Genomic DNA, 21,908 nt, shown 5'->3' on the forward strand with positions numbered 1-21,908 from the left:
CCCGGCCTACTTCACCCGGGCGCGGCTACCTGATCACCCGGCTGTCGAGCCAATTTCGGATGAGGGTGCCGGTTTCTTCGAAGCGGTCGAGGTAGAGCATGTGGCCGGCGTCGATCTCGGTGATGGTGAGGTCGTCGCCCAGGGCCTCACGGCAGGCGGTCACGAAGGTGGGGCGGACTATGGCGGCCTGGGTGGCGATGACCAGGTGCGTGGGCACGCCGGATGGGGGCGGTACGGGCGGGCGGGCCATCTCGGAGAAGGCGGTCACCACGGCGGCGGGCTCGAAGCGCCAGCGCCAGTGGCCGTCCTCGTCCTGGTCAAGGTGGTCGGCCACCTCGTCGTCTTCCGCGCCGGGGTAGGCCTCCGGCCAGCTCTGAGTGCGGTCCGCACGGGCGTCGGCGGGGGTGGCGAACGAGGACTGGGTGCAGGCTTCGTGGGCCCGTCGGCGTGCGTGGGCCGGGTCCAGGCCGGTCGCGGGATCGAGGAGGACGAGGCGCCGCACGCGTTCGGGGGCCGCACGGGCCAGGTGTACGGCGATCATCCCGCCGTAGGAGTGGCCGATGATGTCCGTTCGGGGGATGTCCTCAGCGTCCAGAACCGCGAGGAGATCGGCTACGTGTTGGTCCACGTGCCAGGGGGCGTCGTGGGTCGAGCGGCCATGGCCGCGCAGGTCAGGCGCCAGGACATGGTGGTCGGGCAGGTGGTGCTCGGCCAGCCTGCGCCAGCGGCCGCCGTGGCCGTTGATGCCGTGCAGGGCGAGCACCGGACGGTTCGTTCGATCTCCGTACCGGCTCACGTTGATGCCCGTCATGCCGGAATCCTAGAGGTACGGGTAGAGGGCCTCCGCGATCGCGCGCTGGACCTCGTCCATCTCCAGCGCGCCGTCCTCGACGTCCCAGAGGACGTTCTGCAGGACGCGGCCGTACGTCCAGCCCACGGCGCGCTGCCGGTCCAGGCCCAGGATCTCGACCATGAGGTCGAAGCGGCGGCGGACGGCGCGGCCCACGTCTCCTGACGCGACGATCTCGTCCCATCGGTTGTCGATGGCGGGCAGCAAATCGAAGCCCGGGTCGCCCGCGAGGGGCTTGGGGTCGATGGCCAGCCAGGGTTCGCGTTCGGCGGCCAGCACGTTGTCGTAGTGCAGATCCCAATGCAGGAGGCGGTCGCCCGGCTCGGACACGAGATCGGAGACCACGGAGGCGCAGGTCTGCACGACGCGCCGTTCCTCGTCGGTGTGGAACGTGGGGAGCGCGGCGGGGACCTGGTCGAGCATGGCCTGTGCGATGTCGCCCAGGCGGCGCATGCCCTCGGGCGCGGGGTGGGCCACGAGGCGGGCGAGGAGTTCGGTGAGGATCTGGAGGGCCTTGGTGCCGTCGGGAACCGAGGAGAGGGGACGGGAGGAGTCCAGCCGTTCGAGGAGCATCACGCCGGTCGCCGGGTCCGACCTGAGCAGGCGGACGGCGCCCTCGCCGTTCCAGAGCCGCAGCCCGACCGGCTCGCTCTCGGTCTCCTCGTCGAGGATCTGGAGCTTGAGGGCGGCGGGCGTGCCGTCGGACGTCCGTACGGGGAGCACGAGGGAGGCCATGCCGTGCATCGAGCCGCCGGTGACCGTCAGGTCCCAGCGGTCGAGATGGTCGGCGGCCAGGCCGGGCAGCGAGGCGATCCAGGCGCGGCCGGCCTCCCCGTTGCACTCGGACTGCGTCGTGGCCAGTTCGGAGGGCACCTCGATCTCAGGCATGATCAACACGCTAGCCGAGCGGATTTGCTAGCTGAGCCGGACGGAGCTCAGTGCCAGCAGGGCCACGTGCAGGGAGGCGCAGGACTCGACGTCGTCCAGGTCGGCGTCCAGGACCCGCTCGATGCGGCGCAGGCGTTCGTAGAAGGCGGGGCGTGACAGGTGTGCCTGCTGGGCGGCGACGGCCTTGTTGCGGCCCGACTCGAGATAGAGCTCCAGGATGCGGGTGAGATCGGAGCCGCGCTGCGCGTCGTACTCCAGCAGCGGCCCGAGCTCGCGTTCGACGAACGTCTGCAGCCGGGCGTCGTCGCGCAGCAGGTGCAGCAGGCCGCGCAGGCGCAGGTCGGGCAGCCGGTAGAAGAGCCGCCCGCCGGAGCCGCGGCACGCGACGTCGGCGACCTGCTCGGCCTCCAGGAACGAGCGCCGCACATCGCGGATCGACTCCACGACCGAACCGGTGGCCATCACGGTGTCGCCGCCGGACTGCTTGCGGATGCGGGTGGCCACCTCGTTCAGCGCGGTCTCGACGTCGGCACGGACGGGCAACGACGCGAGCACGCCGACGCGGGCCTGCGCGCCGCTCTCGTCGAGCACGCCGACCAGGGCGGCGAGCCGGGCGTCCTTGCAGGCGGTGGCGGCCGCCTCGGCGAGCTCGCTCAGCTCGGCCGGAGGGGCGGCGGTGCCGCTGCGCGGCCGGAGCACGACGCCGAGGAGGCGGCGGCCGGACAGGGGCACGCCGAGCGCGCGGGCGCGGGCGGCGGCCTCCTGCGGGTCGGAGTAGGAGTGGGCCAATATACGAGTGATGATCGTGCCGTGAGCCTGGCGTTCGATGCTCTCGGCGTGCCGGTCCAGCAGCCGGCCGAGCGCGAGCGTGGTGGCGGCGCGCTCGATCAGGACGGTCTCGCGCGGTGTCGGGGGCGCGTCGCAGGTGAGGATCAGGCGGCCCCAGTCCTCGCCGCGCGCGCCGACCATGGTCACCAGCCAGCCGGACGCCTCGTCGTACGCGGTCCGCTGCTCGGGCCGGACGGCGCGGGAACGGGTCTCCCAGGCCGACAGCAGCTCGGCCGGGTCCTTGCCGTCGGCGTCGGCGGCCAGCACCTGGTGGGAGAGGTTCTCCAGCACCACGGGATGGCCGCCGAGGGCCGCCACCTGCCGGACGACCTCGTCGGTCGACGCGCCCTCCACCGACAGCTGGGTGAAGATCTCGTGGAGCTCCTCGGAGGCGCGCAGCTCGGCCATCTGGTCCTGCAGGATGCGCGCGTGCACCGACTCGGTGATGTCGACGAACGCGGGTTCGTGCGCCAGCATCACCACCGGCAGGCCGTGGTCCTCCGCCGCCGCGATCAGCGCGGGCGGCAGCTCGCTGGCGTAGCGGCGGCCGAGCTCGACCATGAGCCCGCTGACGCCGACCTCTGACAGCTCGCCGATATAGGTGCGCAGCCGGGCGGGCTCGTCCGGCAGCGCGATGCCGGTGGTCAGCACCAGCTCGCCGCCGTGCAGGAGGTGCGCGATGTCGGTCACCTCGGCCACGTGGACCCAGCGCACCCGGTTGTCCAGACGGTCCTCGCCCGCAACGACGCGCGGCTGGCCGCGGCGGACCGCGTCCAGCTGGAGCACATCGGCGAGGGTGGGCAGCATCGTCTGGATCATAACCCGGCATTCTGTCAACTCAAGAGGTCGGGATGATTACACCTTGTAAAAAGCAGCAGACCGTCAATCCAAGGGCTCCGGTCTTGACACTCTGCGGGTAGTCCGGCGGGGGACCGATGGCGAGACTTGGGGCATGCCGGATAACGAGAACCTCCTCCGGCGCCACCGGGCCGTGATGCCGGACTGGCTGGCGCTGAACTACGAACGCCCCCTCGAGATCGTCAGCGGCAAGGGCAACCGTGTCACCGACGCCGACGGGCACAGCTACCTCGACTTCTTCTCGGGCATCCTCACCAACATGCTCGGGTACGACGTGCCCGAGGTCCGCGAGGCCGTGGAACGGCAGCTGGCCACCGGGATCGTGCACACCTCCACGGCGTACCTGCTGCGCGGCCAGGTCGAGCTCGCCGAGAAGATCGCCCGGCTGTCCGGCATTCCGGACGCCAAGGTCTTCTTCACCAACTCGGGGACCGAGGCGAACGAGACCGCCCTCCTGCTCGCGGCGTACACCCGCCGCAGCGACCAGATCCTCGCGATGCGGCAGGCGTATCACGGCCGGTCGTTCGGCGCGATCGGCGTGACCGGCCACCGCGGCTGGAAGAACACCTCGTTCTCGCCGGTGAACGCGCATTTCCTGCACGGCACCGACCGGCATCTGGCGCAGTTCGCGGGGCTGTCGGACGAGGATTACATCAAGGTCTGCGTCGAAGACCTGCGCCACGTCCTGGCGACGGCGACGGCCGGCGACGTCGCGGCGCTCATCGCCGAGCCGATCCAGGGGGTCGGCGGGTTCACGATGGCTCCTGACGGGCTGTTCGCCGCCTACAAGGAGGTCCTGGACGAGCACGGCATCCTTCTCATCTCCGACGAGGTGCAGACCGGCTGGGGCCGTACGGGGTCCAGCTTCTTCGGCATCGGCAATCACGGCGTCACGCCCGACATGCTGACGTTCGCCAAGGGACTGGGGAACGGCTTCGCGGTCGGCGGCGTGGTGGCCCGCGGTGAGCTGATGGACGCGCTGCCCGCGGTCGGGCTGTCCACGTTCGGCGGCAACCCGATCTCCATGGCCGCCGCCAACGCCACCCTCGACTACGTGCTCGACCACGACCTGCAGGCCAACGCCGCCAAGCAGGGCGCGGTCATCATCGGCGGCCTCAAGGACGCCGCCGCCCGGCTGCCCGTGATCAAGGACGTCCGCGGCAAGGGGCTGATGTTCGCGATCGAGCTGACCGACGCCGCGACCGCCGCCGCACTCATGGAGGAGACCCGCAAGCGGGGGCTGCTCGGCGGCAAGGGCGGCCTGTACGGCAATGTCGTCCGCATGGCACCACCCCTCACCCTGACCGCCGCCGAGGCCGTCGAGGGCCTGACCATCCTGATCGACTCCCTGGAAGCGTTGAACGGATCATGAGCAGCAAGCACGTCACCCACTGGATCAACGGCAAGCCCTTCGACGGCGCCGTCTTTGCGAGCGCAGCGAGTGAAGACGGCCATGCCGTTGCCGGGGGGTCTGGGGGGTCGTCCCCCCAGAATGAAGTCGCCGTTGCCGGGGAATCAGACCGGCGGGGGGACATCTACGAGCCGTCGACCGGGCGGCTCAGCGGGGCCGTCGACTTTGCCGGGCCGGCCGAGATCGACGCCGCCGTGGCCGCCGCGAAGGCCGCCTTCCCGGGCTGGCGCGACACCTCGCTGGCCCAGCGCGCCAAAATCCTTTTCCGTTTCCGCGAGCTGCTGACCGAGCACAGGGACGAGCTGGCCCGTCTCATCTCGTCCGAGCACGGCAAGGTCGTCTCCGACGCGGCCGGAGAGGTCGCACGAGGCCTGGAGGTCGTGGAGTTCGCGTGCGGCATCCCGCACCTGCTGAAGGGCGGGTTCTCGGAGAACGTCTCGTCGCGGGTGGACGCCTACTCGATCCTCCAGCCGCTCGGTGTGGTCGCCGGGATCACCCCGTTCAACTTCCCGGCGATGGTGCCGATGTGGATGTTCCCGGTGGCGATCGCCTGCGGCAACACGTTCATCCTCAAGCCGTCGGAGAAGGACCCTTCCGCCTCGGTCAGGCTCGCCGAGCTCTGGGCCGAAGCGGGCCTTCCGGACGGGGTCTTCAACGTGCTGCACGGCGACAAGGTCGCGGTGGACGGGCTGCTGCACCACCCGGACGTCAAGGCGGTCAGCTTCGTCGGCTCCACCCCGATCGCGCGCTACATCTACGAGACCGCCGCGCGCAACGGCAAGCGGGTGCAGGCGCTGGGCGGCGCCAAGAACCACATGGTCGTCCTGCCCGACGCCGATCTGGACCTGGCCGCCGACGCGGCGGTCTCGGCGGGCTTCGGCTCCGCGGGAGAACGCTGCATGGCGATCTCCGTGGTGGTCGCCGTCGATCCCGTGGGCGACGAGCTCCTCGGCAAGATCAACGAGCGGGTGGCGCGGCTGAAGGTGGGCCCCGGCGACGACCCCGAGTCCGAGATGGGCCCCTTGGTCACCCGCGAGCACCGTGACAAGGTCGCCTCCTACCTCGACAGCGGGGTCGCTCAGGGCGCGACCCTGGCCGTCGACGGCCGCGAGACCCAGATACCGGGGGAGGGCTTCTGGCTGGGCCCGACCGTCCTCGACCACGTCACGCCCGAGATGAACGCCTACAAGGACGAGATCTTCGGCCCGGTCCTGTCGATCGTCCGCGTCGGCTCGTACGAGGACGCGATGGGACTCCTGGACGCCAACTCGTACGGCAACGGCACGGCCATCTTCACCAACGACGGCGGTGCAGCCCGGCGGTTCCAGAATGAGGTCGAGGTGGGCATGGTCGGCATCAACGTGCCGATCCCGGTGCCGATGGCGTACTACTCGTTCGGCGGCTGGAAGGCCTCGCTCTTCGGTGACAGCCACGCGCACGGCATGGAGGGTGTGCACTTCTATACCCGCACGAAAGCTGTCACCGCCCGCTGGCTCGATCCGTCCCACGGCGGCGTGAACCTGGGCTTCCCCACGAACGGCTGAGATGGCGGGCCAGTGACTTCTCACCGGCCCGCCATACGCCGTCTCCGCGCGCCCTGAGACCGGACGAACTGCATCAGATTGCACAAAATAGATTGAAATAACTTTGCCGGACCGGCCTCACCGGGCTGTCACGGCGGCGCACGTAAGTGATTGACGGTGACGATGTGACTGGAGAGAGGTAGCGCCGGGTCACAGGCCGTCGCCGAATGTGAGAAACGGCAGGTCCCCGGCGATGGGATTTTCTGTCGCGCGCATGTTTTCGTCGTCAATTTTCGTCTTTTCCGCTTCGACAAATAATAGCTACAAGTATTGACTCGCTCTGTGACCGGCGACACAATCTGACTGTCTCAATTAATTGAGGCAATTACAAAAAGGTCAGAGTCCGGAGTCAAGGCTATGGCTGACGATCACGCCGCTGAGGTCGCCGCCCTCAGAAGGCGTTATCCGAGCTGGACCATTTGGTTCGGTCTGTTCACCGGCCACTGGTGGGCGCTTCCGCCCCGCGACAGTGACGTGAACGAGTTCGTCGAGGCCGAGACCCCCCAGTGGCTGATCGCACGCATCGAGGTGATCCAGAACGCTGAGCCTCCGCAGCCGATGATCGAGAGCACTCCCCGGACCTCGTACGACTCCCGCCGGGACGCGCGACGCCCCTCGAATCTCCTCCGTCTCGAGGGCGTCACACCGTCGCCGTTCCGCCGGGTACCGGTGGTCGCGTGGCCAGGCAGCACTGCAAGGTGATCCGCTGTTCCCCAACCTCGGCCACGTAACGCCGGTGCCGTCGCGGCCCCGGGAAGGACAGTAGCCCGCGCCATATCCCTCTCCAGCAACCTCCGTGTGTGGCGCGGACGCCAGCACCCGCTGTCCCTCCCGGACCGCGACGGTTTTGTTTCCGCGGGGTAAATGACATATTTCAATGTCTGGAACCTGCCTTTATTGATCCCGTCAGATGAGTGAAGACGGCTCTTTTCAATGGACTCGGCTACGCTTCATTGAATGACTGGCGTTTGGCTTGTCCCACAGGGCGTCCACGGCAATAAATGACGGCCGGGGGCACCGCGGGCTCCGCGACGCGCTACGCTGCGCCGACGGGACCGTGCAGAGACGGACAGTGGCGGGAGCGGAGATGAGGCTGCGGGCCAAGGTGACCGCCTCGGTGGTCGCAACGGTTCTGGTCATGGCGCTGAGCGCCTGCAGCGAGGACGAACCCGCGGGCACCACGCAGGTGGCGGCCACCGTGGGCCAGGGCGAGGGCCTGCTCAACCTCGTGACGATGAAGGGCCTCGTCGAGAACGGCTCCAACGACCCGCGCGTGGACTGGGTGCAGCCCTTCCAGGAGCGCACCGGCTGCAAGGTCGCCTGGAAGGAATTGAAGACCGCCCAGGAGCTGGCCGACTTCACCAAGAACAAGTCCCGCCGCTACGACGGCATCTCCGCGCCACCGGAGGTCGCCGGCCAGCTGATCGCCGGCGGTCAGGCGACCCCGGTCAACACCGGCCTGGTCGACGGCTACAAGAAGCTCGACCCCCGGCTGCGGACGTTGCTCAAGAAGGACGGCAAGACCTACGGCGTCCCCTACGTGTGGGGCTCGAACCTGCTCCTCTACAACACCGGCGTCGTCCAGCCCGCCCCGACGTCCTGGGCCACGCTGTACGACCCGGACGAGGCCAAGAAGTACTCGCAGCGGCTCATCGTCCGGGACAGCCCGCTGACGATCGCCGAGGCCGCGCTCTACCTCAAGAGCAAAGAGCGCAAGCTCAAGATCACCGACCCCTACTCCCTGACCCGCAAACAGCTCGACGCCGCGACCCGCGTACTGACGAAACAACGCCCGCACGTCAAGCTCTACTGGGAGCAGCCCGCCGACTCGATCAGCGCACTGGCCGGCGGCGAGTCGGTGCTGGGCGGCGTGTGGCCCTACCAGGCGGACGTGCTGGGCCGCGCCGGAAAGGCCGTCCAGGCGATCGCCCCCTCCGAGGGCGTGACCGGCTGGATGACCGCGTGGATGATCGGCGCCCGCCCCGAACACCCCAACTGCATGTACCAGTGGCTGGAATGGACCGTGTCCACCGACGTCCAGGAGCAGGTCGCCGGATGGAACGGCCTGGCCCCCGCCAACCCGCAGGCCTGCGCCCCCGACCGGCTCAAGACCGCGTTCTGCAACGCCAACCACGTCGGCGACCGGAACTACCTCAACAAGGTCATCTTCGCGCACACCCCGGCCAAGGCCTGCGGCAGCCCAGGCGGCGAAGAAGGCCGCCGCGACTGCACCGACTACGCGGAGTGGACCCAAGCCTGGATCAAGGCCACCAAGGCGATCAAGTAGCCGCCGGCACGGCACCTGCAAGGTGGTCGAGTAGCGCGCTCGCCGTAAGACGATCAGGTGGCAGACGGGCGCGCAGAGCGGTCGAGTACCAGACCAACGACCCCAGCCCGCACGCGAGCGCGCTAACGGGTCGTGAAGCGAGCCGGAGGCGAAGCTTCACGAGAGATCGCGAAGCGATGTCGCGCTCGCCGCTTTTGCGGTTTGACCCCCGAGCCGCCAGGCGAGGGGGTCAAGGCCGAAAAAGCAATTAAATGAGGCGCGCCCGACCGCCCCCAGTCGGGCGCGCCTCTCCGGGTGGTCCCGGGCCTCCCCCCGAATGCCCGGGTCACCCTTCCTCCTGGAGAGATTCCAGCGGCGTCGGCCTAGTCGGCCGTCGCTCCAGCCAGGGCCGGTGTCGTCACCGGGCCTCCGGCGTTCGTGGCCGGCTCCGTGAAGTGCTCACGGGGCCGCGGCAGGGCGGTTGCGCAATCGGCGCACGCGAACACACCTGGACCGTCCGGCAGGCGGCCGACCCGCACGCGCGGGCGCGGCCACTTCTTGTGGCAGGCGACGCATGCGTCGCCGTTGCGCTGCGCGGCGCTCAGAGCGCCGGGGTCGAACTTCAGCTCGCCCCTACGGTCCATCGCTCACCCCCCGTGACCGGAGCCTTCTTCCACGTACTTCCTTTATAAGAGGGGAAGGGTGTTGAAGCTGTTACAGCAGGTGCAAGGCCGGGCAAAGTCTGTGCGTGTCGGCGGCGGTCTCAAGATCGATGGCCGATAGTGGGCGTTCGCGCAGGTCACAACATTGTTCAGCTGTTCTGGGCGCGCTCGTAGATGCGCCGTACGGCGTCGCCGAAGCGCGGGCCGTACATCGTGCCGTGGTCGTCGGCGAACTTGAAGCTGCTCACAGAGGTGACCACGCCGGTGCCGGTCGCGGGGTCGAAGCCTGACAGCCAGGGGCCTCCGCTGGCGCCGCGTGTGAGGTCGCAGCGCAGGCCGTGGCCGGTGGTCTCCCCGCGGGGGTCCGCAGTCGGGCGGCCGCCGCAGTACGCGAGACGTTCGCCGTCGTAGGCGCCGGTGGACGGGTAGCCGAACGCGAAGGACCGCCCGTCGGGGCCGCCGAACGCGATGTGCTGCCCGCCGGTGAGGTCGACGACGTGCCGGCCGCCCGAGGGGGCCACGGCCACCATCGCCACGTCGTAGTCGCCGTCCCCGCCCTGGGACCACGGGTCGGGCGTGAACATGCGGCGTGCGGTGAAGCCGCCGAAGGGGCCGGTGCCGTCGCGGTAACCCGGCACGAAGATCCAATTCTCCGCCCAGGCGCCCCGGCCCGCCTTGACGCAGTGGCCCGCGGTGACCACCACGTCCTTGTTGGCGCTCCGGACCGTGCTGGCCGAGCACAGGAAGTCGCGGCCGCCGATGCTGAAGAAGACCTTGCCGGTGGTGCGGCCGACCTGCCCATATGACATCCACCGCGAGCCCGTGGTGGAGCGGGCGGCGGTCGCCGTCATCCGCTCGGGGGTCCAGTAGCGGCGCACGTGCCGTTCGAGATCGGGGTCGAGCGGGACGTCATGCGTCACCACCCGGACGGCGGCCGACGCACCTGCGTCGGCCGCCGAACCGGGCGGCATCGCGAGGGCCGCGGTGACGAGCAGGAACCCGATCGAACGAGGGGCCATGCTCGCAGTGTCCAGCACTCACCGCTTACGGGCGACTACTTCGCGTGAATCCATCTGCTCGGGTCGAGGACCTAGCTCCCCTGGGCCGTGTTGTAGAGGTTCTGGGCGTCGGCGCCGAAGTACGGCCCGAACATGTACGCGTTGAGGAACGGCAGGTTGTACTTGTAGCTGTTGACCGAGTTCTGGATCCCGGCGCCGGTGCTCTCGTTGAAGTTCTGGAACCAGGGCCCGCCGCTCGACCCGCCGGTCATGTTGCACCGCAGCCCGATGGTGGACTGGCCCAGGAAGTCGTTGATGGTCGTGCCGCTGCAGTAGATGAGGCGCGAGCCGTCGTACGGCGCGGCGGCGGGGTAGCCGAAGGAGTACATGGCCTGCCCGCGGGCCTGGTTGAACGCGATGCCCTGGCCGCCGACGACGTCGGTGAGCCGCTGCCCGTTCAGCTGGTTGACGACGGCCGCGCCGACGTCGTAGTTGAGGTCTTCGCTCGCGGTCCACTGCGGGGTGGCGAGCGTGCGGGCGGCCGACCAGGTTCCGTGCGGGGTGTTGCCGTTGTTGTAGCCCGGTACGAACACCCAGTTGGTGTGCCAGGCGCCGCCGAGCCTCACACAGTGCCCGGCCGTGATGACGGTGCTCTTGTTGGCGCTGGTGACGGCGTCGCCGGAGCAGGAGGCCGTGCGGCCCTGGTAGGTGAAGAACACCCGGCCGCCGGTGCGCGTGACCGCGCCGCCGCCGGTCCAGGGGCTGCCGCCGTTCGGGATCGACTGGACGGAGACGGGCGGCAGGACCTTGGCCAGACCGCGCCGCACCTCCTCGCGGGTGGTCCGCTTCGGCTTGAACAGCTTCTCCATCGGGGTGGCGGACCGCATCCGCTGCGAGGTCCAGAAGCGCAGCACGCGCTGCTGGTCCGCGGCGGCCGTGGCCTGGGTGCGCACCGAGGGGCCGGGGGGAGCGGCGGCGTGGGCCGGTGCCGCTAGGAGAGGGGTCACGAGCGCGGCGCCGCCGAACGTGGCGAGCGCCAGGGAGCGGAGAGGGGAGCTGCGCTTCATGTGGTCTCCGTTGCGTCGAGGGGGGCAGACGGTGACCGGACGGTACTTTCACAGCTCATGGCCCGGCTAGTGGCATAAGTGGACAAACAGGGTGAGAAAGATTCGCATTTCTCCCCATTCACCCATGTGGACACAGTGTTGCCGGGCCACAGCGGAACGCATTCGCCTCATGATGGCCGACAATGGTCCCGTGATGCGCTCCTCAGACGTGGTCGTGCTGGGCTCCACCGGCTCGATCGGCACCCAGGCCCTCGATGTGATCCGCCGCAACCCGGACCGGTTCCGGGTCACCGGACTGGCCGCCGGGGGCGGCCGGGTCGATCTGCTCGCCGCCCAGGCACTGGAGTTCGGCCCGGAGGTCGTCGCGGTCGCGAAGGCCTCCGCGGCCCAGGACCTGCAGCTGGCCTTCTACGCCGAGGCGCAGCGCCGCGGCTTCTCCGCCGGCGAGTACACGATCCCGAAGATCGTCGCCGGTCCGGAGGCGGTGGCCGAGGTCGCCGCGTGGCGGTGCGACGTGGTGCTGAACGGGGTGACCGGAGCGCTCGGCCTCGCCTCGACGCTCGCCGCGCTGGACGCCGGCAGCACCCTCGCGCTCGCCAACAAGGAGTCGCTCATCATCGGCGGCCCGCTGGTGAAGAAGCGTGCCCGGCCAGGCCAGATCGTGCCGGTCGACTCCGAGCATTCGGCGCTGGCCCAGTGCCTGCTCGGTGGCGGCGCCGAGGAGGTACGGCGGCTGGTGCTGACCGCCAGCGGCGGCCCGTTCCGCGGCCGGAGTCGCGCCGAGCTCACCGGCGTGACACCCGAAGAGGCCATGAACCACCCGACCTGGGACATGGGCCCGGTCATCACGATCAACTCGGCGACCCTGGTCAACAAGGGCCTGGAGGTCATCGAGGCGCACCTTCTCTTCGACGTGCCCATGGACCGCATCGCGGTGATGGTGCATCCGCAGTCGGTGATCCACTCGATGGTCGAGTTCGTCGACGGCTCGACGCTGGCCCAGGCCAGCCCGCCCGACATGCGGCTGCCGATCGCGCTCGGCCTGACCTGGCCGGAACGGGTGCCGAACGCCGCGCCCGCCGTGGACTGGACCAAGGCCCATACCTGGGAACTGTTCCCGCTGGACGACGAGGCGTTCCCCGCAGTGGCGCTGGCACGCCTGGCGGGCGAGGCGGGTGGCACGGCCCCCGCGGTCTACAACGCCGCCAACGAGGAGTGCGTCGAGGCCTTCCGCGCGGGACGGCTGCCGTTCCTGGGGATAGTCGACACCATCGCGCGGGTAGTGGATGAGCACGTCGTTCCGTCAGGCGAGCTGACGCTGGACGACGTGCTCGCGGCCGACGGGTGGGCGCGGGCCAGGACGCGAGAACTGACGCGGGAACTGACCGGACTCGACTGACCTCCGGGGGAGAGCGTCCCCGGCAAAGGGGGCCTTCCGATGGCCTTTCTCCTCGGCGCCGTGGCGTTCGTCATCGCGCTGCTGGTCTCGGTGATGCTGCACGAGGCCGGTCACCTGGTGCCCGCCAAGCGCTTCGGGATGAAGGCCTCGCAGTACTTCGTGGGCTTCGGGCCGACGTTGTGGTCGTTCCGCCGCGGGGAGACCGAGTACGGCATCAAGGCCGTCCTGCTCGGCGGCTTCGTCAAGATCGTGGGCTATACGCCGCTGGAGGAGCTCGACCCCGCCGACGAGCCGCGCGCGTTCTACCGGCAGAAGGCCTCGCACCGCTCGATCGTGATCGCGGGCGGCGTGGTCATGAACTTCCTGTTCGCGTTCGTGTTGCTCATGGCGATGGCCATGACGATCGGCATCCGGCAGCCGGGCACGGCCACCACGACCGTGGACGAGGTCACCACGTGCGTTCCGGCGAGCCTGAGTGAGCCGTGCGGTGACGGCTGGCCGCAGTCCCCGGCCGCCGCGGCGGGACTGCGCGCGGGCGACCGGGTCCTGTCGTTCAACGGCCGGCGGGTCGGCGACTGGACGGAACTGCGCGACGCCATCGACGCGGCCCGGCCGGGCCAGACCGTGCCGATCGTCGTCGAACGCGGCGGGCGGCAGGCGACGTTGCAGGCCCGGCTGGCGGAGGTCGGCGGCGAGTCGTTCCTCGGCATGCAGGCCGCGGTCGTCGGCCAGGGGTACGACCGGACCGGACCGATCGGCGCGGCCGTGTTCGCGGGGCGCGCCATCGGGCAGACGGTCGCGGGCATAGGCCAGGTCGTCGTCGACCTGCCCGCCGCGATTCCCAAGCTGTTCTCGCCCGAACGTGCGAGCACGCCCGGCGGACAGGTCGGCAGCGTGGTGGGCGCGACCGACGTGTCGGGCCAGATCTTCTCGTCGGAGAGCTCGTGGCGCGACAAGGCCGCGCTCTATCTGTCCCTGGTCGTCTCGGTGAACATCTTCCTCGGGGCGCTCAACGTGCTGCCACTGCTGCCGCTGGACGGCGGTCACCTGTCGGTCGTCGCGTACGAGCGGCTCCGCGCCTGGTACGCGCGGCGGCGCGGGCGTCCCGATCCCGGCCTGGTCGACATGACCAAGCTGCTCCCGGTCACCTACCTGGCGGTCGTCCTGCTGATCGGTCTCGGCGTCCTGCTGATCCTCGCCGACCTCATCAATCCGCTGCGGTTGCCAGAGTGACCGGCGTGCTGCCGCAACGGGCACCGCTTGGTTACTTACAGTGTCTATGCGGTTACGAGATTTGTCCCACGTGTACGTCATGGCAGTGGTGTCGGCCGCCTAGGCTAGTGGGGGGTTAACAGAGGAGAGGGATGAGCGTTTCACTCGGAATTCCGGTGGTCCGTGGCGACGGTGGCGGGGAGGGGGCAGCCCGGCAGGTGGCGCCCCGCCGCAAGTCCCGGCAGATCATGGTCGGCAGCGTGCCGGTGGGCGGCGACGCCCCGGTGTCGGTGCAGTCGATGACCACGACGCTCACGGCCGATGTCAACTCCACGCTGCAGCAGATCGCGGAGCTGACCGCGTCGGGCTGTCAGATCGTGCGGGTCGCGGTGCCCTCCCAGGATGACGCGGACGCGTTGCCGGCGATCGCGCGCAAGTCGCCGATCCCGGTGATCGCCGACATCCACTTCCAGCCCAAGTACGTGTTCGCGGCGATCGACGCGGGTTGCGCGGCGGTCCGGGTCAACCCGGGCAACATCAAGAAGTTCGACGACAAGGTCGGCGAGATCGCGCGTGCGGCGAAGGATGCAGGCACGCCGATCCGGATTGGTGTCAACGCGGGGTCGCTGGACAAGCGGCTGCTGGAGAAGCACGGCAAGGCCACGCCCGAGGCGATGGTGGAGTCGGCGCTGTGGGAGTGCTCGCTGTTCGAGGAGCACGACTTCCGCGACATCAAGATCTCGGTGAAGCACAACGACCCGGTCGTGATGATCGAGGCGTACCGGCAGCTGGCCGCGGCGTGTGACTACCCGCTGCACCTGGGTGTCACCGAGGCCGGTCCGGCGTTCCAGGGCACGATCAAGTCCTCGGTCGCGTTCGGTGCGCTGCTGTCGCAGGGCATCGGAGACACGATCCGGGTATCGCTGTCGGCCCCGCCGGTCGAGGAGGTCAAGGTCGGCTCCCAGATCCTGGAGTCGCTGGGCCTCAAGCAGCGCGGCCTGGAGATCGTGTCCTGCCCGTCGTGTGGCCGCGCGCAGGTGGACGTCTACACGCTGGCCGAGCAGGTCACCGAGGGCCTCAAGGGCTTCCCGGTGCCGCTGCGGGTCGCTGTCATGGGCTGTGTGGTGAACGGCCCGGGCGAGGCGCGCGAGGCCGACCTCGGCGTGGCCTCCGGTAACGGCAAGGGCCAGATCTTCGTCAAGGGCGAGGTGGTCAAGACCGTGCCGGAGTCGCAGATCGTCGAGACCCTCATCGAGGAGGCGATGCGCATCGCTGAGGAGATGGGCATCGAGATCGCCGAGGACGGTTCGGTCAGCGGGCCGGGCGCTGAGGTCGTCGTCAGCTGACAACTGATCGGTCAGGGCCCACGGGATCATCCCGTGGGCCTTTTTCGTGTTGTCCGGATGCGCGTTCGTGCTGTCCGGATCCCCACTGAACGCCGCGTCTGACCGCAATGTCGCGGATCCCGCGTTCATGGTGAATCGCAGGAACTTGTCACGATTGTGCAACCACTCTCCCTCTTCTCTCGCCTCACAGGTGTCCCAATCGCCAGGATCTTTCCGTTATGCCGCATGCCGGGCTCACTGACGAGCCCGCGCGGAACGAAGGGGACTCCGTGAGGAAACTCGTAGTGATCACCGCTGCGGTCGCGGGCGTCGGGCTCGTGGGGACCGCGGTGGCCGCCACGGCGGGGACATCGGCCCCGAGCCCGAACGCGACGCAGGTCGCGGCCGCGGCGGGACGCATCGCCTGGAAGCCGTGCCCGGCCAAGGACCCTGTCCTCGGCGAGCTGCTCAAGGGGCTCGAATGCGGCTCGTTGCAGGTGCCGCTGGACTACGCCCGCCCGAAGGGCAAGAAGATCAAGCTTGCGCTGACCCGGGCCAAGGCGACCGACCTCAAGGGTTACCAGGGCATCGCGCTGCTCAACCGCGGCGGCCCCGGTGGTTACGGCCGTGACCTGCCCACCCGCTTCGCCACCGGCAGCAACGGCCTCCCGAAGACGATCGGCGCGCAGTACGACTGGATCGGGTTCGACCCGCGCGGTGTCGCGGGCAGCGAGCCGAAGCTGTCGTGTGACCCGAGCTACCTCTACCCGGGCAAGGCGCGCGCCGACTACGTGGTGCGCACCGCCGCCCAGGAGCGTGCCTGGCTCAAGCGCGCCAAGGCCTACGCGGCCAGCTGCGGCAAGAAGTACGGCGCCACGCTGAAGCACATCAACACCAAGAACGTCGCCCGCGACATGGACGCCATCCGTGCGGCGCTCGGCAAGAAGCAGACGAACTACTTCGGCTACTCCTACGGCACCTACCTCGGCTCGGTCTACGCCTCGATGTACCCCAACCGGGTGCGCCGCATGGTGCTCGACAGCGTCGTGCGGCCGAGCGGCGTCTGGTACGAGGCCAACCTCGACCAGAACGTGGCGTTCGAGAAGCGCGCCGAGATCTTCTTCGCGTGGATCGCCAAGTACGACTCGGTCTACCACCTGGGCAAGACGAAGAAGGCGGTCGAGGCCAACTACTACAAGGGCCGCGCCAAGATCAAGAAGAAGCCGGTCGATGGCAAGATCGGCCCGTCGGAGTACGACGACATCTTCCTGCCCAGCGGCTACCGCAACTACTTCTGGGTGGACCACGCCAAGGTCATCGCCGACTGGGTGCTGCGCAACGACCCGAAGGGCCTCCGGGAGAACTTCGCCGAGCCGGCCTGGCTGGACCAGAACAGCTACGCGATCTACGAGGCCGTGCAGAGCCGTGACGCCGCCTGGCCGCGCAACTGGGCTCGCTGGCACAAGGACCACGCGCGGCAGTACCGGCAGGGCGCGACGTTCCTGACCTGGGGTAACGCCTGGTACAACGCCCCGAGCGCGTTCTGGGCGGTCCCCGGCGGAAAGCCGCAGAAGGTCGGTGCGAAGATGCCGAAGATCCTGCTCACGCAGCCGCAGAACGACGCGGCCACCCCGACGCCCGGCGCGTACGAGGTGCACCGGCTGTTCCCGAACTCCCGGCTCGTGCTGGAGCTCGGCGGCAACAACCACGGCACCGCGCTCACGCCGAACGCCAACCAGTGCATGAACGACTGGGTGTCGAAGTACCTCGCCACCGGTGCGCTGCCCGGCTCCAAGAAGGGCGCGGACGCGACCTGCAAGGCCAACCCGGCGCCGAACCCGGCGGCCGTGTCGGTCAAGTCGGCTCCCGCGGACGACCCGGTCGCCCCGATCCGCCGATAGCAGGTCCGTTCGGCCGGTAGCAGGTCGATTCAGCCGGAAGCAGGTCGGTTCAGCCGGAAGCAGGTCGGTTCAGCCGGAAGCAGGTCGGTTCAGCCGGAAGCACGGCCAGCCGGTCGGTGACACGGCCATTCGAGCAAAGGGCCCCCGCCCGCGCGCGCCGCGCGGACGGGGGCCCTTTCCGGGCTAAATGTCACGATTCGGCATCCTCGCCCAGGAACCTCTGTTGTCACTTCAGCCCCAACCGTCACAATCTCCACCTGTTACGCATAAATCAGCTAATCACCGGCAATGCTCCCGCGTAGTCACTACGGCGTGACGGCTCGCCGGTGATCAAGGGGGTTCGGTGAAGAGGCTCGTACTCATCACGGCTGCCACGGTCCTGGGGGTGGGCGGCACCGCCGTCGCCGTCACGGCGGGCACCGGCGGCACCGCGCGCGACGCCGCGCCGGTCGCGGCGAAGGGCATCGCCTGGGCCGCTTGCACAGGCTCACTGGCCGGCAAGGCCGAGTGCGCCCAGGTCCAGGTACCGCTGGACCACCGCAAGCCCAAGGGCAAGAAGATCTCCATCGCGGTCTCCCGCGTGAAGCACACCGACACCAAGAACTACCAGGGTGTGCTCTTCGTGAACCCGGGCGGCCCGGGTGGCTCCGGCCTCGCCTACTCGGATGGCCTGAAGCGCTGGCTCGCCGGCGTCGGCCACGCGAATGTCGCGGCCAAGTACGACATCATCGGCTTCGACCCGCGCGGCGTCGGTTCCAGCAAGCCCGCGCTGACCTGCGACCCGAACTTCTCCAACCCGATCCGCCCGGACTACGTCCCGCGGAACGCCAAGGAGGAGCGCGCCTGGATCGCCAAGTCGCGCAAGTACGCCGCCGACTGCAAGAAGAAGTTCGGCTGGCTGCTGCCGCACATGCGCACCACCAACGCGGCCCACGACGTCAACGCGATCCGCGCGGCGCTCGGCGCCCCGAAGATCAGCTGGTACGGCTTCTCGTACGGCACCTACTACGGCGCCACGTACGCCACGCTGTTCCCCAAGCGCGTGAAGCGCATGGTCCTCGACGGCAACGTCAACCCGAAGACCGTGTGGTACGACGCGCAGCTGGAGCAGAACAAGGCCTTCGAGCGGAACATCAAGCTGTGGTTCCGCTGGACCGCCAAGTACGACTCGATCTACAAGCTGGGCAAGACCCAGAAGGCCGTCGAGGCGCGTTACTACAAGCTGCGTGCGGCGGCCAAGAAGGCGCCGATCGGCGGCAAGATCGGCCCGTCCGAGCTTGACGACATCGTGCTGAGCGCCGGCTACAACACCGCCTACTACGTCCCGTTCGCGCAGGCGCTGTCCGCCTGGTCCGCGAAGAAGGACCCGAAGCCGCTGCTGGAATGGCTGAACCCCGGCGGTGAGGACAACGGCTTCGCCGTCTACAACGCCGTCCAGGGCGCCGACGCCAAGTGGCCGCGCAACTGGAGCAAGTGGCACAAGGACGCGGTCCGGCTCTACAAGCAGGGCTACCGCTTCAACACCTGGAGCAACGTCTGGTTCAACGCTCCGGTCGCGTTCTGGCCGGTCAAGGGCGGCCCCGCCCTCAAGCTGAAGAGCAACAAGGCGCTGCCCGGCATCCTGATGGTGCAGTCCGAGCTCGACGGCGCGACCCCGGTCGCCGGCGGCTACGCCCTGCACAAGGTGTTCCCGTCCTCCCGGCTGATCCTTGAGCGCGGAGGCAAGACCCACTCCAACACGCTCAACGGAAACAAGTGCCTGGACGACCAGGTCGCGGCCTACCTCGACACGGGCAAGCTGCCCAAGAGCCGTCGCGGTGCCGACGCCTACTGCAAGGCGGTCCCGGCGCTGAACGACCCCAACCCGAACGCGGCGAAGGCCGCCTCGGGCTACGCGGGCAAGGACCTTCCGGTCGGCCGCCCGTAACGCACGACGCTCGAACGTGAGGACCTCCCTGGCCTTCCAGGGAGGTCCTCCGTTTTCCGGCCTCCTGTTTTTCCGGCCTCCCGTTTCCGATCTTCCCGTTTCCGGCGAGAATCGCGGGATGTACGTGCGTGCGGTTCCCGCGCGACCGTCGCCAGTAGAACTTCTGGGGTGCGCAATGTTGTCGCCGGAGCGGCCGCAGCCGCCGTGGCCATCGGAACCCTGACCGGACCACTCACCCCGCGGGCAGCCGCGGACATGGCCGCCGATACGGCTGCCGATACGGCCACTGATACCGCCGCCGGCATGGTCGGCAGGATCAAGTGGAAACCATGCCCGAAGTCCGATCCGGTGGAGAAGGACAGGCTCAAGGGGCTGGAGTGCGGCAAGCTGGCCGTCCCCCTCGACCATGACCGCCCGGGCGGAGACAAGATCACCCTCGCGCTGACCCGCGCGCGGCACACGGCCGGGAAGTTCCAGGGGGTGATGCTGCTCAATCGCGGCGGGCCCGGCGCGCACGGCCGTGACATGGCCGCCGTGCTTCCCGACGGGCTGCCCAAGAAGGTCGCCGCGGCCTACGACTGGATCGGCTTTGACCCGCGCGGCGTCGGCGCCAGCAAGCCCGCCATGGTGTGCGACAAGACCTACCAGAACCCAGGTCGCCCGCGGCCGGACACCGTCCCGGCCTCGCCGGCCGCCGAGAGGGCATGGATCGAGCGGGCACGGGCCTATGCCGCCGACTGCGCGAAAAAGTACGGCTCGCTTCTCCCGCACATGGCGACGGTGAGCTCGGCGCGCGACCTGGAGGCCATCCGAGTCGCGCTCGGCCAGAGCCAGATCAACTATTTCGGCTACTCGTACGGCACGTACCTCGGCGCGGTGTACGCCACCATGTTCCCTGACCGTATCCGGCGGATGGTGCTCGACAGCGTCGTCCGCCCCAGCGGTGTCTGGTACGACAACAACCTCGACCAGAACGTGGCGTTCGAGAAGCGCATCCGCGTCTTCTTCGCTTGGATCGCGCGGCACCACGCGACGTACAAGCTGGGGCGGAGCACCAAGAAGGTTGCCGCCGCCTACGCCAAGGCCCGGCGGAAGCTCACGGCCAAGCCCGCGGGCGGCCGGGTGGGCCCCACCGAGCTGGACGACATCTTCCTCGACAGCGGGTACGGGCAGCAGAGCTGGCCCACGAACGCCCGCCTGCTGTCAGCGCTGATCGTCAAGCGTGACCCGCGGCCGCTCGCCAAGGCCTGGCAAGCCCCGGATTGGCTTGAGCAGAACAACTACGCGGTCTACACCGCCGTGCAGTGCCGGGACGCCGCCTGGCCGCGGGACTGGGCCCGGTGGCACCGCGACAACTGGCACCTCTATCGCTCGGGGTACCGTTTCGAGACCTGGAGTAACGCCTGGTACAACGCACCCTGCGCGTTCTGGGCGCATCCCGGTGGCCCGGCCCCGGAGGTCCACGGAGCACCGGACCTGCCGCTGCTGCTCGTCCAGGGCACCGAGGACGCCGCCACGCCTTATCGCGGCGCGCTGGAAATGCACCGGCGCCTCCCTGGATCCCGGCTGCTCGTACAGGCAGGCGGGGGCGATCACGGGGTGGCGCTGACCGGCCACCGCTGCATCGACAAGGCCGTCGCGAAGTACCTGGGTAACGGCTCGCTGCCCGCCCAGCGGCCAGGTCCGGACGCCTCCTGTCCCGCCGGGAAGCCACCTGAACCAGGCCCCCAGGCCCAGCGGCACCCGCTGAGGAGGGAGCCGGTGGACCCGTACCGGTGGCAGACGTCATAGGCTTGTTGGCGTGGTGCTGACAGTGGAGAGGCCGCACCGGCTCCTGCCCCGGTTCTGGAGCCGGTAAGCCGTGCGGATGCTGGGGTCGCTGCCGGTGCGGGTCTTGGATGACCGGCACCGGGACGAGGTCATGGCGATCCTCGACGCCGATCCGGTGGCGAACGTCTTCGTCAGCTCGCGCGTGAACGCGGTAGGTCTCGACTCCGGCCGTCTCGGTGCCCAGATGTGGGGCTACATGCGGGACGGCCGGCTGGCCTCGCTCTGCTATGCCGGCGCCAACCTGATCCCGGTCGCCGCTGACTCCCAGGCTGTCCGTGCTTTCGCCGAACGCGCGCAGGCACAGGGACGGCGGTGCTCGTCGATCGTCGGACCCAAGAGCGCGGTGAGCGAGTTCTGGGAGATCCTGGCGCCCTACTGGGGGCCCGCCCGCGCGGTCCGTGCGACCCAGCCCGTCATGGCCACGTCGACGGTGCCGCCGGTGGTCGCCGACCGGCATGTGCGGCGGGTCCGCATGGAAGAGTTCGACGTGATCTATCCGGCGTGCGTGGCGATGTTCACCGAGGAGGTCGGCGTCTCGCCCAACGCCGGCGACGGCGGCGTGCTCTACCGCGCCCGGGTGGCCGAGCTCATCCGCGCCGGGCGAGCCTTCGCCCGCATCGAGGACGGCCGGGTGCTCTTCAAGGCCGAGGTCGGCGCCGTCACCCCGTACGCCTGCCAGGTGCAGGGCGTCTGGGTGCCGCCGGACCTGCGCGGGCAGGGACTGTCGGTGGCCGGGATGGCGGCGCTGATCGAGGAGTCGCTGCGGTCCATCGCGCCGACCGTCTCGCTGTACGTCAACGACTTCAACGCGCGGGCGCGCGCCACGTACCGGCGCGTCGGCTTCGATGAGATCGATACGTTCATGTCCGTTCTTTTCTAGACATATCAGGTCACTTCGCCAGA

Annotated in this window: 17 protein-coding genes; 11 read left to right on the top strand and 6 right to left on the bottom strand. The window is 69.2% G+C overall.

Annotation, left to right across the window (positions count from 1 at the left end):
• Positions 1–25: 25 nt before the first annotated feature.
• The 3 genes from ACH34W_RS34560 to ACH34W_RS34570 are packed head-to-tail and all read right to left on the bottom strand — an operon-like array spanning position 26 to position 3,373.
• Positions 26–811 carry an alpha/beta fold hydrolase gene (locus ACH34W_RS34560; RefSeq protein ID WP_395965346.1) on the bottom strand — a complete coding sequence of 262 codons (786 nt, stop codon included), beginning with the start codon at positions 809–811 and terminating at the stop codon, positions 26–28.
• A 9-nt stretch (positions 812–820) separates the two neighbouring features.
• Complete coding sequence (locus ACH34W_RS34565) at positions 821–1,738, bottom strand: aminoglycoside phosphotransferase family protein (protein WP_395965347.1); 918 nt, start codon at positions 1,736–1,738, stop codon at positions 821–823.
• Positions 1,739–1,765: 27 nt separating this feature from the next.
• Positions 1,766–3,373, bottom strand: coding sequence for a PucR family transcriptional regulator (locus ACH34W_RS34570; protein WP_395965476.1), 1,608 nt, complete (start codon positions 3,371–3,373; stop codon positions 1,766–1,768).
• 145 nt (positions 3,374–3,518) lie between these two features.
• Between ACH34W_RS34570 and ACH34W_RS34575 the strand changes: the two genes are divergently transcribed.
• The 4 genes from ACH34W_RS34575 (at position 3,519) to ACH34W_RS34590 (ending at position 8,705) form a co-directional block, all read left to right on the top strand.
• Entirely contained in the window at positions 3,519–4,796 is a 1,278-nt protein-coding gene (locus ACH34W_RS34575; protein WP_395965348.1) for an aspartate aminotransferase family protein, read from the top strand.
• Entirely contained in the window at positions 4,793–6,379 is a 1,587-nt protein-coding gene (locus tag ACH34W_RS34580; RefSeq protein WP_395965349.1) for a CoA-acylating methylmalonate-semialdehyde dehydrogenase, read from the top strand. The genes ACH34W_RS34575 and ACH34W_RS34580 overlap by 4 nt, the downstream gene beginning before the upstream one ends.
• 396 nt (positions 6,380–6,775) lie before the next feature.
• Positions 6,776–7,120, top strand: a complete 345-nt coding sequence (locus tag ACH34W_RS34585; protein WP_395965350.1) for a hypothetical protein — start codon at positions 6,776–6,778, stop codon at positions 7,118–7,120.
• 385 nt (positions 7,121–7,505) lie between these two features.
• Entirely contained in the window at positions 7,506–8,705 is a 1,200-nt protein-coding gene (locus ACH34W_RS34590) for an extracellular solute-binding protein (protein WP_395965351.1), read from the top strand.
• Between the two features lie 362 nt (positions 8,706–9,067).
• On the opposite strand, the gene ACH34W_RS34595 is transcribed toward ACH34W_RS34590, so the two are convergent.
• From ACH34W_RS34595 to ACH34W_RS34605, 3 genes are all read right to left on the bottom strand, one after another.
• Positions 9,068–9,328, bottom strand: coding sequence for a hypothetical protein (locus tag ACH34W_RS34595; protein WP_395965352.1), 261 nt, complete (start codon positions 9,326–9,328; stop codon positions 9,068–9,070).
• Positions 9,329–9,495: 167 nt separating this feature from the next.
• Positions 9,496–10,365 (bottom strand): trypsin-like serine peptidase, encoded by an 870-nt coding sequence (locus tag ACH34W_RS34600; RefSeq protein WP_395965353.1) that lies wholly within the window; start codon positions 10,363–10,365, stop codon positions 9,496–9,498.
• A 71-nt stretch (positions 10,366–10,436) separates the two neighbouring features.
• A complete protein-coding gene (locus ACH34W_RS34605) occupies positions 10,437–11,411 on the bottom strand; it encodes a trypsin-like serine peptidase (RefSeq protein ID WP_395965354.1) in 975 nt (324 codons plus the stop codon).
• 193 nt (positions 11,412–11,604) lie between these two features.
• On the opposite strand from ACH34W_RS34605, the gene dxr reads away from it, so the two are divergent.
• From dxr to ACH34W_RS34640, 7 genes are all read left to right on the top strand, one after another.
• The gene (dxr, locus tag ACH34W_RS34610) at positions 11,605–12,810 is read left to right on the top strand and encodes a 1-deoxy-D-xylulose-5-phosphate reductoisomerase (protein ID WP_395965477.1); all 1,206 of its coding nucleotides are present in this window, start codon (positions 11,605–11,607) and stop codon (positions 12,808–12,810) included.
• 39 nt (positions 12,811–12,849) lie between these two features.
• Positions 12,850–14,043, top strand: a complete 1,194-nt coding sequence (locus tag ACH34W_RS34615) for a M50 family metallopeptidase (protein ID WP_395965355.1) — start codon at positions 12,850–12,852, stop codon at positions 14,041–14,043.
• A 131-nt stretch (positions 14,044–14,174) separates the two neighbouring features.
• Positions 14,175–15,368, top strand: coding sequence for a flavodoxin-dependent (E)-4-hydroxy-3-methylbut-2-enyl-diphosphate synthase (gene ispG / locus ACH34W_RS34620; protein WP_395965356.1), 1,194 nt, complete (start codon positions 14,175–14,177; stop codon positions 15,366–15,368).
• Between the two features lie 269 nt (positions 15,369–15,637).
• Positions 15,638–17,248 (top strand): alpha/beta fold hydrolase, encoded by a 1,611-nt coding sequence (locus ACH34W_RS34625; RefSeq protein WP_395965357.1) that lies wholly within the window; start codon positions 15,638–15,640, stop codon positions 17,246–17,248.
• A gap of 343 nt (positions 17,249–17,591) precedes the next feature.
• Complete coding sequence (locus ACH34W_RS34630; protein ID WP_395965358.1) at positions 17,592–19,175, top strand: alpha/beta hydrolase; 1,584 nt, start codon at positions 17,592–17,594, stop codon at positions 19,173–19,175.
• A gap of 168 nt (positions 19,176–19,343) precedes the next feature.
• On the top strand, positions 19,344–20,966 hold the full coding sequence (locus ACH34W_RS34635) for an alpha/beta hydrolase (RefSeq protein ID WP_395965359.1): 1,623 nt from the start codon (positions 19,344–19,346) through the stop codon (positions 20,964–20,966).
• Between the two features lie 76 nt (positions 20,967–21,042).
• A complete protein-coding gene (locus ACH34W_RS34640) occupies positions 21,043–21,885 on the top strand; it encodes a GNAT family N-acetyltransferase (RefSeq protein WP_395965360.1) in 843 nt (280 codons plus the stop codon).
• The last annotated feature ends 23 nt before the right edge of the window (positions 21,886–21,908 follow it).

The organism is Actinomadura sp. 6N118, from assembly GCF_044326415.1.
Classification (GTDB): Bacteria; Actinomycetota; Actinomycetes; order Streptosporangiales; family Streptosporangiaceae; genus Spirillospora.

Coding starts and splice junctions, on each gene's coding strand:
- ACH34W_RS34560 (WP_395965346.1), bottom strand. CDS start 811: ATGACGGGCATCAACGTGAGCCGGTACGGAGATCGAACGAACCGTCCG.
- ACH34W_RS34565 (WP_395965347.1), bottom strand. CDS start 1,738: ATGCCTGAGATCGAGGTGCCCTCCGAACTGGCCACGACGCAGTCCGAG.
- ACH34W_RS34570 (WP_395965476.1), bottom strand. CDS start 3,373: ATGCTGCCCACCCTCGCCGATGTGCTCCAGCTGGACGCGGTCCGCCGC.
- ACH34W_RS34575 (WP_395965348.1), top strand. CDS start 3,519: ATGCCGGATAACGAGAACCTCCTCCGGCGCCACCGGGCCGTGATGCCG.
- ACH34W_RS34580 (WP_395965349.1), top strand. CDS start 4,793: ATGAGCAGCAAGCACGTCACCCACTGGATCAACGGCAAGCCCTTCGAC.
- ACH34W_RS34585 (WP_395965350.1), top strand. CDS start 6,776: ATGGCTGACGATCACGCCGCTGAGGTCGCCGCCCTCAGAAGGCGTTAT.
- ACH34W_RS34590 (WP_395965351.1), top strand. CDS start 7,506: ATGAGGCTGCGGGCCAAGGTGACCGCCTCGGTGGTCGCAACGGTTCTG.
- ACH34W_RS34595 (WP_395965352.1), bottom strand. CDS start 9,328: ATGGACCGTAGGGGCGAGCTGAAGTTCGACCCCGGCGCTCTGAGCGCC.
- ACH34W_RS34600 (WP_395965353.1), bottom strand. CDS start 10,365: ATGGCCCCTCGTTCGATCGGGTTCCTGCTCGTCACCGCGGCCCTCGCG.
- ACH34W_RS34605 (WP_395965354.1), bottom strand. CDS start 11,411: ATGAAGCGCAGCTCCCCTCTCCGCTCCCTGGCGCTCGCCACGTTCGGC.
- dxr (WP_395965477.1), top strand. CDS start 11,605: ATGCGCTCCTCAGACGTGGTCGTGCTGGGCTCCACCGGCTCGATCGGC.
- ACH34W_RS34615 (WP_395965355.1), top strand. CDS start 12,850: ATGGCCTTTCTCCTCGGCGCCGTGGCGTTCGTCATCGCGCTGCTGGTC.
- ispG (WP_395965356.1), top strand. CDS start 14,175: ATGAGCGTTTCACTCGGAATTCCGGTGGTCCGTGGCGACGGTGGCGGG.
- ACH34W_RS34640 (WP_395965360.1), top strand. CDS start 21,043: ATGCTGGGGTCGCTGCCGGTGCGGGTCTTGGATGACCGGCACCGGGAC.